The 14,840-nt window shown below is 42.3% G+C and carries 12 protein-coding genes; 5 read left to right on the top strand and 7 right to left on the bottom strand.

What is annotated here, in order from left to right:
- Position 1 precedes the first annotated feature (1 nt).
- The 5 genes from kduI (at position 2) to LPA49_RS15820 (ending at position 4,788) form a co-directional block, all read left to right on the top strand.
- Positions 2–844 carry a 5-dehydro-4-deoxy-D-glucuronate isomerase gene (gene kduI / locus LPA49_RS15800; protein ID WP_036972286.1) on the top strand — a complete coding sequence of 281 codons (843 nt, stop codon included), beginning with the start codon at positions 2–4 and terminating at the stop codon, positions 842–844.
- Positions 845–880: 36 nt separating this feature from the next.
- Positions 881–1,870, top strand: coding sequence for a TRAP transporter substrate-binding protein (locus tag LPA49_RS15805; protein WP_074988727.1), 990 nt, complete (start codon positions 881–883; stop codon positions 1,868–1,870).
- On the top strand, positions 1,867–2,352 hold the full coding sequence (locus tag LPA49_RS15810) for a TRAP transporter small permease (RefSeq protein WP_036972283.1): 486 nt from the start codon (positions 1,867–1,869) through the stop codon (positions 2,350–2,352). Before LPA49_RS15805 ends, LPA49_RS15810 begins: the two co-directional genes overlap by 4 nt.
- Positions 2,352–3,653, top strand: a complete 1,302-nt coding sequence (locus LPA49_RS15815) for a TRAP transporter large permease (protein ID WP_036972281.1) — start codon at positions 2,352–2,354, stop codon at positions 3,651–3,653. The genes LPA49_RS15810 and LPA49_RS15815 overlap by 1 nt, the downstream gene beginning before the upstream one ends.
- Before the next feature lie 118 nt (positions 3,654–3,771).
- On the top strand, positions 3,772–4,788 hold the full coding sequence (locus LPA49_RS15820) for a LacI family DNA-binding transcriptional regulator (protein ID WP_036972278.1): 1,017 nt from the start codon (positions 3,772–3,774) through the stop codon (positions 4,786–4,788).
- Here LPA49_RS15820 and LPA49_RS15825 read toward each other — a convergent pair.
- The 7 genes from LPA49_RS15825 to LPA49_RS15855 form a co-directional block, all read right to left on the bottom strand.
- Entirely contained in the window at positions 4,765–5,712 is a 948-nt protein-coding gene (locus tag LPA49_RS15825) for an alpha/beta hydrolase (RefSeq protein WP_230237117.1), read from the bottom strand. The genes LPA49_RS15820 and LPA49_RS15825 overlap by 24 nt on opposite strands.
- Entirely contained in the window at positions 5,709–7,367 is a 1,659-nt protein-coding gene (locus tag LPA49_RS15830) for a glycoside hydrolase 43 family protein (RefSeq protein WP_230237120.1), read from the bottom strand. The genes LPA49_RS15825 and LPA49_RS15830 overlap by 4 nt, the downstream gene beginning before the upstream one ends.
- Positions 7,368–7,376: 9 nt before the next feature.
- Positions 7,377–8,459: a glycoside hydrolase family 105 protein gene (locus LPA49_RS15835; protein WP_227006884.1), complete on the bottom strand. Its 1,083-nt coding sequence runs from the start codon at positions 8,457–8,459 to the stop codon at positions 7,377–7,379.
- A gap of 116 nt (positions 8,460–8,575) precedes the next feature.
- A complete protein-coding gene (locus tag LPA49_RS15840) occupies positions 8,576–11,110 on the bottom strand; it encodes a glycoside hydrolase family 88 protein (protein ID WP_230237123.1) in 2,535 nt (844 codons plus the stop codon).
- Between the two features lie 52 nt (positions 11,111–11,162).
- Entirely contained in the window at positions 11,163–12,605 is a 1,443-nt protein-coding gene (gene uxaC, locus LPA49_RS15845; protein WP_118845226.1) for a glucuronate isomerase, read from the bottom strand.
- Between the two features lie 53 nt (positions 12,606–12,658).
- On the bottom strand, positions 12,659–13,285 hold the full coding sequence (gene eda, locus LPA49_RS15850; RefSeq protein WP_230237126.1) for a bifunctional 4-hydroxy-2-oxoglutarate aldolase/2-dehydro-3-deoxy-phosphogluconate aldolase: 627 nt from the start codon (positions 13,283–13,285) through the stop codon (positions 12,659–12,661).
- The gene (locus LPA49_RS15855) at positions 13,285–14,763 is read right to left on the bottom strand and encodes a glycoside hydrolase family 28 protein (protein WP_065978972.1); all 1,479 of its coding nucleotides are present in this window, start codon (positions 14,761–14,763) and stop codon (positions 13,285–13,287) included. Before LPA49_RS15855 ends, eda begins: the two co-directional genes overlap by 1 nt.
- Positions 14,764–14,840: the final 77 nt, after the last annotated feature.

Consider the following 14,840-nt stretch of genomic DNA (forward strand, 5'->3'; position numbering starts at 1 on the left):
AATGAACACAGAAATTGAATCACGTTACGCAGTAGGCCCAAATGAAGTAAAGGGGTTTGACACTGAGCAATTGAGAAACGAGTTTTTAGTCGACAAATTAATGCAAGCAGACAAAGTGTATTGGCTTTATACCCACTATGAACGTTTTATGGTTGGCAGTGCAGTACCTTTAAATAACGCATTAACGCTTGAAACATTAGATAACTTAAAAGCGGCCCATTTTCTTGATGGTCGCGAATTGGGCATTATCAATGTTGGGGGCAAAGGTAGTATTACAGCGGATGGTGAAACTTACTCATTAGACTATAAAGATGCACTTTACTTAGGTCGGGGTAACAAATCAGTGTCTTTTCGCAGTGATGATGCTAAAAACCCAGCTAAATTTTACTTAAATTCAGCACCTGCGCATCACAGTTACCCAAATAAACACGTTACTAAACAAGATGCTAATGTACTTCATTTAGGAAGTTTAGAGACATCGAATGAGCGTAATATCAACCAAATGCTTATCAATACAGTGGTACAAACGTGTCAATTGCAAATGGGCTTAACTGAACTTAAGCCCGGTAGTGTGTGGAATACCATGCCAGCTCATCAACATGATCGTCGTAACGAAGTGTATTTTTATTTCGAAATACCTCAAGAGCAAGCGGTCTGCCACTTTATGGGTGAGCCAACAGAAACGCGGCATTTATGGATTCATAATGAGCAAGCTGTGGTCTCGCCACCGTGGTCAATCCATTCTGGTGCAGGGACACAGAATTACAGCTTTATCTGGGGGATGGCTGGTGAAAACTTAGATTATGACGACATGGACAAGTATCAACCGCAACAATTGAGATAGTCCACATTTAACAGAACACACAATGAAGAAATAATAATGAATAGAAATCTTCTTTACAGCGTTTTTGTGGTTTTTACGCTTGGTTTTATAACCAGCTGCAGCAATGACAACAAAACCACACGCTTGACGCTTGCCCACACGCTGGATACCCGGCATGTGGTGCATCAAGCGATGGAGTATATGGCAAAACGTTTAGATTACTATTCCAACGGAAGTATGGAAATAGTGATCTATCCCGGTGGTCAATTAGGGTCAGAACGAGAGCTTATCGAGTTGCTACAAATAGGTAGTCTTGCTATTACCAAAGTGTCTGCGAGTCCACTTGAGGGCTTTGTGCCAGAAATGAAGGTGTTTGGTATTCCTTATCTGTTTAATGACAGTGCGCATTTTTGGCGCGTATTAAACAGTCAGTTAGGCCAAGACATGCTTGATAAAGTATCTTCTGCAAGACTCAAAGGGTTAGGTTATTACGATGCAGGCAGCCGAAGCTTTTATACGACCCAAAAACCCATTCACACGCCTGACGATTTAATTGGTCAGAAAATTCGTGTATTAAATAGCCCCACGGCCGTTGCGACGGTACAAGCTCTTGGCGGTGCTGCAGCACCTATTGCGTGGGCTGAGCTGTATTCGGCTCTGCAGCAGGGGGTTGTTGACGGCGCTGAAAATAACCCACCCAGTTATTACTTATCTCGCCACTATGAAATTGCGAAGTACTACTCGTTAGATGAACATACCTTTGTACCTGATGTTATTTTGGCCAGCCAAGAAGTGTGGGAGTCCTTGAGTGAACAACAGCAAACATGGCTAACTAAAGCCATGGCTGATTCTGTTGAATACCAACGTTCACTCTGGCAATCAGCATCGGATGAAGCACTTAAAGCGGTTATTGAGGCCGGCGTTGAAGTTACCTACCCCGATAAAAAAGCGTTTCAGGATAAAGTCGCCGATTTTCATGCTTCATTTGCAGGTACGCCTGTTGAGCAACATATCAAGGCTATCAAAGCGATGGGGGAGGCAAAATGACAAAGCTAAATTCACATCTTAACTCATTGATAGAACGTATTTTGATAGTAGCGATGATCGCCATCGTGGCTGTCGTGACTTGGCAGGTGTTTTCGCGTTTTATTTTGCGTTCGCCAAGTTCATACACAGAAGAGTTAGCACGTTTTTTATTAATGTGGATTGGGGTTTTAGGCGCATCGTACGCATACAGAACTCGCGCCCATTTAGGACTTGATCTGTTCTATCAAAAAATGGTTCCGACACTACGCAGAAAATGCACCTTTATTATTGAATTATCGGTATTGATAACCGCATCTTGCATTTTAGTGTATGGCGGCAGTTTGTTAATGATGCTGAGTTTTGAGCTTGAACAAAGCTCGGCAGCTCTGGGTATTAATATGGGCTTTGTTTATGCTGTATTGCCGTTAAGTGGCCTATTAATTGTATTTAACTGCGTTGAAAATATTGTTAATTGCTTAATGAATGTGATGGAGGAATCATAATGGAAATGACAGCCATAATTCTAATTGTGTGTTTTTTCATCTTACTGTTTATTAATGTCCCTATTTCTATTTGTATCGCATTATCGACACTGATTGCGCTTACGTTACATATGGATTTTACGCCAGCAAGTATTACGATTTCCCAACAGATGATGGGCGGTCTGGATAGCTTTGCCTTGTTAGCCATCCCATTCTTTATTTTGTCTGGTTTAATTATGGGCCAAGGAGGCATAGCCAAGCGTTTAATTGAGTGTGCTATGGCAATGATTGGCTTCTTACCCGGTGGTTTAGCGCTTGTGAATGTAATGTCGTGCATGATGTTTGGTGCTATTTCGGGTTCTGCTGTTGCAGCTACGTCGGCTATCGGTAGTTTTATGGTGCCAGAAATGAAAAAGCACGGTTACAGCGAAAACTTTGCAGCAGCAGTCACAGCAAGTGCGGCAACAACAGGTATGCTAATACCCCCGAGTAATATTCTTATTATTTACGCTATTGCGAGTGGGGGAGTATCGATTGCAGCCTTATTTATTGCGGGTTATTTGCCGGGTATTTTACTCGGTTTAGCACTGATGATGGTGTGTGCAATTTATTCTATTAAGAACAATTACCCTGTGACAGCGCGATTGCCTTTTTCGGTCATGTTCGAAAAAATAATCGCAGCATTGCCCAGTTTATTACTTGTTTTTATTGTGATTGGGGGCATTATTGGTGGTGTTTTTACGGCGACAGAAGCCGGGGCCGTTGCCGTGATTTATGCTCTCGTCCTTGCTGTGTTTGTGTATAAAGAAATTCGTTTAAATGAAATGCCTCAGTTATTACTGAAGGCCTGCGAAACAACCGCCATTGTGATGCTTATTATTGCTGCATCTTCGGCAATGTCGTGGCTTTTGTCCTATACGCATATTCCACAAATGGTCAGTGAATTCTTTTTAACATTAAGTGATAACCCAATAATTATTTTGTTATTAATTAATTTAATTTTGATACTTGTGGGCGCATTCATTGATATGACGCCAGCTGTACTGATATTCACACCGATATTTTTACCGGTGGCAATGCAATTTGGTATGTCTCCTGTTCAGTTTGGTATCATGATTGTTCTCAATTTATCGATAGGATTAGTGTCTCCGCCAGTGGGGAGTGTATTATTTGTAAGTTGTGCAGTCGCAAAAACAGCGATACATAAAATAATAAAACCCATGATGCCACTCTATTTAGTGATGTTTCTGGTACTAATGTTGGTTACGTATGTACCTGCAATTAGTGAATTTTTACCACGCTTATTCGGTTTATTAGATTAAAATCACCAAAGAGGTGCATGTCGCCTCTTTTGTCATTTATAATGTAACGAATTTGTGTACTTTTAATAATTAAAAGCTGAACACTACTGTCGCTAAGTAGTTGACTCTGGAATTTTATATGTCTGTAACAATCAACGATATTGCTCGTTTATCAGGGGTCTCTAAACGCACTGTTTCGAGAGTGATAAACTGCTCACCGGCGGTCGGTAAAGCAACCCGTGAGCGGGTGTTAGAAATTATTAAAGAAACAGGGTTCTCGCCAGATAAGCAAGCGCGCGGTTTGGCGTCGAGTCGCTCTTACTTACTGGGCTTAATCTATGATAACCCCGATGCACTGTATATTGATGAAGTACAACGTGGCGCATTGAGTGTTTGTGCTGAGCTTGGCTATGAGCTTGTTGTGCACCCTGGATCATCAAAACGCGATGACTTCATTAGTGATTGCCTTAGTTTTATTTCGCGCTCAAAACTAGATGGCGTGATTATTTTACCTCCTGTCTCTGAAAATAAAGCATTGGCAGCAGCGCTTCGAGAAATTAACTGTCCTTATGTTCGTCTTGCGTCAGTTGATTTAGATGATGCAGACAATATTGTTGTGTCTGATGAGCGTGCTGCCATGCGTGATATGGCGACACATTTAGTCGAGTTAGGTCATACAGATATTGGGTTTATTTCGGGCCCTCAACATTACCGCTCGTCGATTGAACGTTTAGCAGGCTTTTTGGCTGAGTTGCAGGTATATAACGTTAAGCTACCAACAGACCGCATAGTTGAAGGTAAAAACAATTATGACAGTGGTTTGGCGTGTGCTGAGCAATTACTTAATACTTTGCCAAGACCCACTGCAATCGTTGCAAATAACGATGAAATGGCTGCAGCGGTTCTTCGGGTTGCAAACAACTTAAATATTAGAGTGCCCGATGAGCTCTCAGTGGCTGGATTCGACGATAATATTTTGGCATCACGTATTATTCCCTCATTAACAACTATCCGACGCCCAGTGTTTAATATGGCGTGTTTGGCAGTCCAAAAGCTGATCAATAAATCCCGTAATAATCAGGAAAAGTTAGCCTTACAAAAAACAGTGACACCTAACCTCGTTACACGCGAGTCAACGGGAAGGGTCAACGGCTAACTGTTTATTAATAAACTCACTGATTAATTCAACCGTGTTATTTTGCCAAGGGTGAAATAGCCAAAAGCAATGGGGAGCCTCTTTAAACACATGCTCCTTGTTTGTAATGCCACGCTCAGTTAATTGTTCTTGAACTGCTTTTTTTCCTGCATAAAATCGCGCAAAGCCACCGTTGATAAATAAAGTCGCAGGGCTTGTGTTTGAGATGTAATTAATTGGGGATGCATGTTGCCAAATTGCAGGGACTTCTTCATAACGACCTCCTAGCCACTTACTGGCAGATGTAACCGCCTTACTTTTATCATTCTCGTAGCGCAGTGCCAAAGGGGTAGTGAAATCAGACAGACCATCAATGTTGATTAACACGCGCGCATTCACTGCCAATGAGGCACTTTGATTCGATAACTTGCCATGACTATAAGCCAGTAGGGCAGCTATTTGCCCGCCTGCTGAACTGCCTGCAAGGGTCAGTTTTTCAGCGTTTAAGTGAAAGCGTGAAGCGTTACTTTTTAACCACTGTGTTGCTAGTGCAATATCATGAATCGATGCAGGGTATTGCGCCTCATCCGAAAGTGTATAAGCAGGGGTTGCCACAACAAAGCCCTTAGCGGCAAGTTTTGCTGCGAGGGTTTGCAAAATGGCCGGTGAACCCGAGCCCCATCCACCACCATGCACCAATACAATCAGTGGTAATACGGTGTTGTTATTAGGTCGAATAATAGTGATTGACTGGGAGCGCAATTTACCTGGGTACGTATGTTGTTCGACGTTTAAATTACTGATTGGGCTGTCATCTGGTAGATGCAACTCGCTGTAGCGTGGTTTTAACTTTTTATATGTGTTTTCAAGAGTATAAGACGCACTATGAACGTGGTTTGATATTCCACTTAATAGAAAAGCGATAAGGGGGAGTGTGTGTTTCATTTATCAGCTACCTTAGAAAAGCGAATATAATCGTAATGTACAGAGTGAGAATTGCGACTGACCAACTTATTGACATTGAATAAGCCCACTTTGGCACCAACCCAACGGCCTTTTTTGGCACTAAAATGCTCTCCGATGGCCCGATATGGTGAGGCTTCTGACGTTTTATAACTAAATACCGCATGAGCGCCAGGTTGCACCAGTAATCTTAAATACATTGTCTCAGTGGTGACCTCTGTAATGATTGTTTTATGTTCTGTACATCCTTTTCGTGCTCCTTTGCATTGGCTATAAACAAGGTGGAGTGCGCCTTCATCTGAACGCGATATACCGATCCACGCATAGTCTTCGCCAAACAATAAAAGACCGCTGTCGCCCTGGTAAGTTTCTGGATTAAAGACTAATTTTGTTTCAACGAAAAAGCGCTCTGCCGGTAGTTTTTGCAATAACAGCGAAGGAGTAAGCCACAAACTGTCTGCTACTTTTTGCTGTTGGGATAGTGTTAAATAGCCAGCACTGTCAGTTAAAGAAAACCAGTGTGGCTGTGGATTTGCGTTCCATTGCCATTGTAAACCAAGTTGCTCAGCGTTAAATTCATCGCTGTTGGGTATTTGAGTGCTTAAGAACCGTTTAGCTTTGGGTTTTCGATACTTTAAAACCGGCTCGCCGATGCCATCTTTATCGGGATCTCGGCCAATCACGGGCCAATCATTAAGCCATTGAAGCGGTTGTAAATGCACGATACGGCCGTAGGCATTTTTAGATTGAAAATGAACAAACCAATCTTGGCCATATGGCGTGTTGATCCAACTTCCTTGGTGTGGGCCGTTGGTTAGCGAGTTTCCTTGTGCCATTACAATTTTGTCTTCATACGGGCCTAGTATGTGTTTACTTCTAAAAACTGACTGCCAACCTAAATCGACTCCGCCAGCAGGAGCAAAAATGTAATAAAAGCCATTACGCTTGTAAAACTTAGGACCTTCTAGGGTACGATATGAGGGCAGGGTATTGCCATCGACGATATGCTGGTATTCGTCACTTACCCAACTGGCGTCAGCACTCATTTCACGAATTGAGAGAACATTGTTAAATCCGGCCCTGCTTTTTGCCCACGCATGGAGCAAGTAAGCTTTGCCATCATCGTCCCATAAGGGTGTAGGGTCGATAATTCCTTTCCCTTTTAGAATTAATATGGGTGTTGACCATGCTTTAGCGGGGTCTTTGGCTGTAATAACATAGATCCCAAAATCTGGGTCAGGGTAAAAAATCCAAAATAAGCCATTATGATAACGAATATTGGGTGCCCAAACGCCATTACCATGTTGTGGCGTGTTGTAGTGCTCACGCGGTTGTTGAATAGGGAGTGCGTAATTTATGAGTTGCCAGTTAACTAAGTCGTTTGAATGTAAAATAGGCAACCCCGGCGCAGAGTTAAAACTTGATGCCGTCATGTAATAATCATCACCCAGGGCAACGATATCAGGATCTGAAAAGTCAGCATGAATGATAGGGTTTTGGTAATACCCATTTTCTAAATCTGCCTGCCAAATGAGCGGCATGTTATTTTTTTCAGTGGGGAACTCTATCAGTTCAATAGCCGGTAAAGTAACACTGACAAAAAAAAGGGTATTTATTAAGACATAAATCGCTTTCACTTGATTTCCTTATCTGCCTAATAAAAGACTCGCTAAAATAAAAGGCCCAACTGCTTTAGGGTCATTATCTCGGATATTTTCGCTTAAGTAATAATCATAGCTACCATCACGATATGGCTTGCCGCCAAGCCCTGCGACTTCACAGGCTGATGTGATTGAAATACGTTTTGTTTTTTTGTCGACAGCGATGAATTCATCGATTAATCCAGCATAACTTTGCTCTGCGTACACTAAGTAGTAGGCAGGTAAGGCGTTATCTAATACTCCTTTGATGATTGCGTAGGTAAACATGCTGCTTCCAGAGGATTCAGGATAATTACCGGCTTCATCGCCTTTATCTGTGACTTGATACCAAGTTCCAGTGTCATTTTGATAATGTAATAAGCGATCGATTAAGTGTTTAAAGCGGCGAGATAACCATGCTTTTTCAGGATAATCATCTGGCAATTGCGCTAACACATCAACCATCGCCATGGCATACCAACCTATTGAACGTGACCAGTGATTTGCTGATTGTCCTGTGATTGGGTCAGCCCATTTTTGACTCTTTGACTCATCCCAGCCGTGAACAGGGAGTTGGGTATCAGGTCGGTATAAATGCTTTTCAATAAGTTGGAATTGCTTGATAACATCGCTAAATTGCTCTTTTTGACCATAACGACGAATGTACTCAGCGTAGAATGGTGCGCCCATGTATAAACCGTCGAGCCACATTTGTGAGGTGTAGCGTTTTTTATGCCAAAATCCCCCCTCTGTAGTGCGGGGATGCTTTTCTAATTGCTTTACTAGTGTGTCGATGGCGAGTCGATATTTTTTGTTGCCTGTTTCGTCATACATGAAAAACAATAACTTACCAGCATTGAGCATATCAATGTTGTATTTACTCTGTTGATAAGTCTTAATCGTGCCATCGTCCATAACGAGGCTATCAACATACTCTTTTATGTAATTGAAATAGCGTGTATCGCCTGTTTTTTGATAAAGCTTAGCAAATGCCATAAGTTCTAAGCCATGGGTATAGTCCCAGCGAGCAGCAGTGCGCCAGTCAATCAAATAGGCATGCGGATGACGTTGCATTTCTGATTCAGCCATCCATATCGACCACCTAATAGGGGGTTTTTTAACATTGCTTGCAATGCTGTTTACTGACCAAAAAACGCTTAAAATACAGGTTAATAAAATCGATAAATAGCGAAATGTTTGCATGATTATTTACTTTTCTGACGAAGCAATTTTACCATTTCTGTGCCAGCTAAAATATACGCCGCGTTGCCTTTAGGGTCGTTTGCAACAACAGGTTCACTCATGTAGTAGTCATAACTCCCATCACGGCCATAGCCAAGCCCCGCTACATAACATTGGTTAGTCATAGACACAGTGCCATCTTGGTGCAATAAGGTAAATTCGTTTAATAATCCCTGATAGGCCTGATATGCAGTCGCAAGGTAATCGGTGCTTAAGTAGCCCTTATTTATTGCTTTTGCATAGAAGTAGGTAAACATCGCCGTTGCTGATGACTCTCTATAATTACCTATCGCATTGGGTTTATCCATTACCTGCCACCAGGTACCGGTTGCTGGGTCTTGCGTTTTTTCTAGACTGTCGGCAATTTCTTGCACCATGGTAAGTAAGTGTTTTCGTTGCTGACTATTTTGTTCAGGAATATAATCAAGTACATCGACAACGGCCATCGCAAGCCAGCCCATTCCGCGAGCCCAGACCTCGTGTGAAAGCCCCGTTGATTTATTAGCCCATGCCTGTTGTTTAAGCTCATCCCAGCCGTGATAGTAAAGCCCTGTTTGTGTCTCTTTTAAAAACTCGCGGGTTAAGTTAAATTCGTTCACCACTTCGGCAAAGGTTTCTTGTTGTTGGTGACCCGATTCAAATAAGGCTGCGTACTCAGCTAAAAAAGGCATACCCATATACACACCATCAAGCCATACTTGGCCTTGGTATTTTTTCTTATGCCAAAATGCCCCTGTCGACGTGCGAGGGTGTTTATGTAATTGCTCTCTTAGCGCATGAATTGCTTTTAGATACTTTTGTTCATTTGTTTGCTGGTATAGCGTAATTAAATTGCGACCAGGCGGAATATTATCAATATTAAAATTGCTTTGTTTATAGGCTGAAATAAGGCCATCTTCAGAAATAAAGCTTCCGGTCACTTTTTCAATTACTTGTTTATATTCCGCATTATCTGTGAGTTCACCGAGTGTGTAATAAGCATACGGTTGAATACCAATAATGTCATATTCAAACTTTGGAGAGCGCTTACGGTTAACATCCCATCCATTGTAGTGGTAGCCTAGCGTTTTACGCGCCAGTTCAGAATCTGCGAATGCTTGTGTCCACTTAAGTGCAGACTCTGCGGAGATAGACGCTTGCATTGCATTCTGTGTCAACGATGTTTTGAGCTGAATTCGAGGCTTAATGGTCAGCTTTTGCGCTTGTTGTTTAATATAATGCTCAAATTGTTCTACGGTATTAATACCACTTTGTGCTTGCCATAAAGATGCAAAATAATAGTGAACTTGCTGACTGCCTTGCTGGCCTTTTGGCGTTAATTCTACTAAGTAGTTTTTATCATCTTGGCGTACTGTTTTTACATCCCCTTTTTTGAAAAAAACCACCATGCCTAGCGCCTTACCGTCGAGACTTTGTTTGCCCCAACTTGCAATATACCCATAGCCATAATTGCTCATGCTTTGTAAATCGGCTTTTAAAAAGGTCGTATCGGGATGTTTTACAAGGCCTGCGGTGATGTTATCAAGTGGTTTGTCGAGTTTTAAGGTGACTTCTGCCAGTGGAGAACCCGCTTGCATACTGATAAATGCACTGAGGTCTTGTTGCTGTACGCTGTTTTGCCAGCCATGGTAATCAAGTTGAATTTGGGCGAATAGATCGCCATTCGCAGTGATGCTTGCAGTACGAGTATCTACTTTGCTGACATGTTCAAGCTTACCTTTCTCATTGGTATAGGCAAAACCACCTGCACCTAGCGATCCTCCTACTTTTAATAAGTCCATTCCCCAATCTTGCAGCGAATGATACGACTTATAACCATCTAAACCAACGTTGTGCAATACGGGTTCTGGAGTCAGTTTTCCGAAGATATCAAAACCATTACGCCAATCGAGGTAAATGCGATAACCGACCTTATCTGATTCGATCCCTGGTCCTTCATAGCGGATCCAGTTTGAATGGTCTGTGTAATATTCAGGAGGGGTTATGGATTGAACATTTTTAAACTGGCCACCGACATATTCTTTCATTCCAGCATTTTGTTGGTGTTTTGGTGGGCGAGTATGAGGTACCCATTCACCACCCACTTTATGAGCTAAATCTGCTTGTACACGCTTTTTGGAAGGTGCGAGACGTGTTGTTGAGATTATCTCTGCGTGTATATTTTCACCTTTAGAAAGATCAGTAACGAACAAAATACCATCGTTCTTTCCATCCAAATCTTTATCAATCGCTTGATTGGCAACTTGATTATCGCCGATATTTACCGCAAGGGTTGTATCAGGTGCTACACCTAAGTCGTAGTAGCTTAAATAAATAGCTTCATCTTCGCGATTAAACGGGCTGGGATTAGCAATATCAACAGTGGCAACAGAACCTGTCTGTGCTTCTTTTATGCTGTGATGCTGGGGTTGTTCTGCTTGTTGGCAAGCGGTAACAGACAAAGCAGCGAAAGTAATCAGTGATGTGTGTATCAGGTGACGTGAGGGTAAATGTTTCATTGTTGTTCTCCCCTGAAAAGGCCAAAGCAAAGCTTTGGCCTAAGTGTTTTTATTATAAGTTGTATGCTTTTTTCACTAAACCATAGGTTAACTGATAAGCGAGTTCATGCGCTGACTCAATACTAATTTGGTGATTAGCAACAAGTTCAGCTAAATAGCGGCAATCCACACGACGCGCGACATCGTGGCGGGCCGGAATAGATAAAAATGCACGCGTATCATCATTAAAACCAACAGTATTATAGAAGCCCGCTGTTTCAGTGGTTTGTTGACGAAAACGCAGCATACCAGCCGGACTATCATGGAACCACCATGCAGGCCCTAGTTTTAGGCTAGGGTAGTGGCCTGCAAGTGGCGCAAGCTCGCGGCTATAGGTGGTTTCATCGAGAGTGAATAAGATGATTTTTAACTTTGGATGATTACCGTATTTACTCAATAGTGGTTTAAGCGCGTTTACATATTCTGTTTGGCTTGGGATATCTGCCCCTTTATCACGACCGAATTGATTGAAAATCGGTTGGTTATGGTTGCGGTGTGCACCTGGGTGGATTTGCATTACTAAACCATCCTCGATACTCATGCCTGCAAGCTCGGTAAGCATTTGTCCACGAAACAGCTCTTGTTCTTGCTCATTTGCGTGACCAGTTCGGCATTTTTCGAACAATGCTTCACATTCACTCAGTGACAAGTCGGCAGTTATTGCACTGGGGTGCCCATGGTCAGTGGCTGTTGCGCGACCTTCTTTTTTAAAGTACTCACGGCGAATACGTATAGCGTCTAAATACCCTTGCCATGTTGTGGTATCTTGCTCGGTTAGCTCCCCTAGTTTTGCGACATTATCAATAAAGTCTTCGCGACTTGCATCAACCACATCATCTGGTCTAAACGTTGTAATAACTCGCTTTGCCATGTTTGTGCCAGCCATGCCACGATGATGTTCGAGCGAGTCTAGCGCACCTTCTGTGGTTGCAATTAGCTCAATATTGAAACGGTCCATTAGCGCATGCGGTTTATAGGCATCAGTCGCCAGCTCTGCGGTGATTTTGTCATAATAGTCTTGCGCATTGTCTGAATTTAATTTTTCAGTAAAACCAAAAACATCGCTAAATACAGCGTCTAGCCAATAGCCACTGGGTGTACCTGCGAACAAGTAATAATTGTCCGCAAAAATTTGCCATGCTTTTTTTGGATCAACGCTTTTAGAACGCGCCATATCACCTTCTAAGCCATGCTCAGGAATTCCTAACGTTGTTAAGTCGATGCCTTGGCTGTAGAGCATTCTAAACACATAGTGATCTGGTTTTATGAAAAGCTCAGTAGCGTTACCAAAATGAGGGTTTTCATTAAACCATTTAGGGTCTGTGTGGCCGTGTGGGCTTACAATAGGGAGATCTTTAATTTCATTGTAAAGTTCACGGGCAATGCTTACGACAGTGGGATCGCTTGAAAATAGGCGATCAGGATGTAGTTTAAGAGACTGTGATTGACGAGTCATAGTGTTTCCTTTATTCATTTACTTATTAGCCACCGGTGGCAAAATAGGCCAATTTATTTTGTTAGTACGTTAGCGCAGGCTTGAGTGATACTTTGCCAGTCTTTTGTATTCACCCAATCAGGTTTTGCGACCCACGTTCCACCCACAGCAAATACATTATCTAATGCTAAAAAATCTTTGAAATTTTGAGCATTTACACCGCCTGTAGGACAAAAGCGTATCTCTTGAAAAACACTCGAGACAGCGTGTAAAAAATCGATTCCGCCGCACAATGAAGCTGGGAATAACTTATGTTCTGTAAAGCCATATTCACTGGCGAGAAGAATATCGGCATTATTCGATACGCCTGGTAAGCATGGTTTGCCACAACTTGCTAAAGCATCTAGCAGGCGAGGCGATACTGCTGGCGTTACAATGTAATCAGCGCCTGCATTGATGGCGTTATTTAATGTGTCACTACGGGTAATTGTCCCCGCACCCACGATGAGATTTGGTAATGCCGATTTTATCGCTGTTATTGCAGCTAATGATTGCTCAGTGCGAAGTACAACTTCGACTAAATTAATACCAGCATCTTGCATAGCCCGAGCAACGGCGACTCCTTGCTGTGGATCATGTGCTTGGATGATTGGCAAAACCGGTTGTCCTGCCATTAATTTAGAAAATGCGCTCTGTGCCATTAGATTGACTCCGCTAATAATTGTTTTGCGCTAATTGATTGATTGTTCAAGGTGACGTTTTCAACATTGAAATCGGTGATATTTTTAACGATTGACTGTTTTGCGACGTTATCAAAGTGGCTATTTATAATTGTAAAATCTTTGATAGGTGCCCGCTCAAATCCATTTAAATAGAACGCTTTATCAAGCACGTTATTACAGTGCAGATTGTCTATAACGATATCGCGTACGGTGGGGTCAAATTGGCCTGCATCACCTTCTTCGTAAAAGAAATTAATAACAATTGCATTTTTTACTGTGCCAACTTCAACATTACGAATGCGAATATGCTCAATTAATCCACCGCGGACAGAATTGGTTTTAATACGGATGGCACGTTCTAAATGTGGACTGTCCATCGTGCAATCTTGTACGTAAACATTGTTCACACCGCCTGATATTTCACTGCCAATGACGACACCACCGTGACCTTCTTTCATGTGACAGTTTTCGATCACTATATTGGCAGATGGCGTGTTGACGCGACGACCGTCAGCATTTCGCCCTGATTTAATTGCAATACAGTCATCACCTGTATCGAACGTACAGTCTTTTATATGCACATGATTGCAGCTTTCTGGATCGCAACCATCGGAATTTGGCCCATGGCTTGAGAACGTGACACCACTGACTGTCACACTGTTACATAACACGGGGTTTACTAACCAAAAAGGAGAGTTTTTGATAGTCACTCCCTCAATTAACACATTATTACAGCGGTAGGGTTGAATGAAAGGGGGGCGCAGATATGCACCATCAGCGTAGATTCGCTCAGTAACAGGTAAGGCGTTTTCAGCATCAACCATTAATTGTTTACGTGCTGGTTTTTGATCCATCAATTGACCATTTTCTTGGTATTGTAATTCCCAGTGTTTTTCTTTGTGCGGACCTTTCCATGGCCACCAAGTGGTATTATTCGCATTACCCTCTAGTACACCTTCGCCAGTGATCGCTATATTTTGTTGGCCATACGCATAAATTAAAGGGGAATACCCCATCATCTCGAGGCCTTCCCAACGAGTGAATACTGCAGGTAGGTAGTCATCTGGATTAGTACTAAAACTTAGCACTGCGTTTTTTTCAAGGTGTAAATTAACGTTCGATAATAAGTGAATCGGGCCGGTATAAAATACCCCCTCAGGAATAATAACTTTTCCACCACCTTGCTGGTGGCAGGTTAAAATAGCCTTTTTTATAGCATGGCTATTATTAAACGTACCGCCACTTTGAGCGCCAAAGTCAACGATATTAAAAGCACTCTCGGGGAACTGTGGTACTTTAATGTTCTTTTTAATCGCTTCGGCTGCTGACCAATCATTATTATCTGTTGGCGTCAGTAACGTATTTACACTCGCACTTTTGCAGCCCATTAATGCAGCAGTACCTACTAAACTACTCGAGGCGAAGGCTTTAAGAAAAAATCGGCGATTATTGTTCATACTCAAGGTTCCTGTAGTCACAACATGTGTGCTAATTGTTTTTATAGTTGAAGTACTCTAGCAACAATTGCCACCGG

Origin of the sequence: Pseudoalteromonas sp. MB41 (assembly GCF_020966275.1) — a bacterium.
GTDB lineage: Bacteria > Pseudomonadota > Gammaproteobacteria > Enterobacterales > Alteromonadaceae > Pseudoalteromonas > Pseudoalteromonas lipolytica.

Excerpts from the sequence above, each read along its gene's own strand:
- kduI (WP_036972286.1), top strand. The coding sequence starts at position 2 with ATGAACACAGAAATTGAATCACGTTACGCAGTAGGCCCAAATGAAGTA.
- LPA49_RS15805 (WP_074988727.1), top strand. The coding sequence starts at position 881 with ATGAATAGAAATCTTCTTTACAGCGTTTTTGTGGTTTTTACGCTTGGT.
- LPA49_RS15810 (WP_036972283.1), top strand. The coding sequence starts at position 1,867 with ATGACAAAGCTAAATTCACATCTTAACTCATTGATAGAACGTATTTTG.
- LPA49_RS15815 (WP_036972281.1), top strand. The coding sequence starts at position 2,352 with ATGGAAATGACAGCCATAATTCTAATTGTGTGTTTTTTCATCTTACTG.
- LPA49_RS15820 (WP_036972278.1), top strand. The coding sequence starts at position 3,772 with ATGTCTGTAACAATCAACGATATTGCTCGTTTATCAGGGGTCTCTAAA.
- LPA49_RS15825 (WP_230237117.1), bottom strand. The coding sequence starts at position 5,712 with ATGAAACACACACTCCCCCTTATCGCTTTTCTATTAAGTGGAATATCA.
- LPA49_RS15835 (WP_227006884.1), bottom strand. The coding sequence starts at position 8,459 with ATGGCTGAATCAGAAATGCAACGTCATCCGCATGCCTATTTGATTGAC.
- LPA49_RS15840 (WP_230237123.1), bottom strand. The coding sequence starts at position 11,110 with ATGAAACATTTACCCTCACGTCACCTGATACACACATCACTGATTACT.
- uxaC (WP_118845226.1), bottom strand. The coding sequence starts at position 12,605 with ATGACTCGTCAATCACAGTCTCTTAAACTACATCCTGATCGCCTATTT.
- eda (WP_230237126.1), bottom strand. The coding sequence starts at position 13,285 with ATGGCACAGAGCGCATTTTCTAAATTAATGGCAGGACAACCGGTTTTG.
- LPA49_RS15855 (WP_065978972.1), bottom strand. The coding sequence starts at position 14,763 with ATGAACAATAATCGCCGATTTTTTCTTAAAGCCTTCGCCTCGAGTAGT.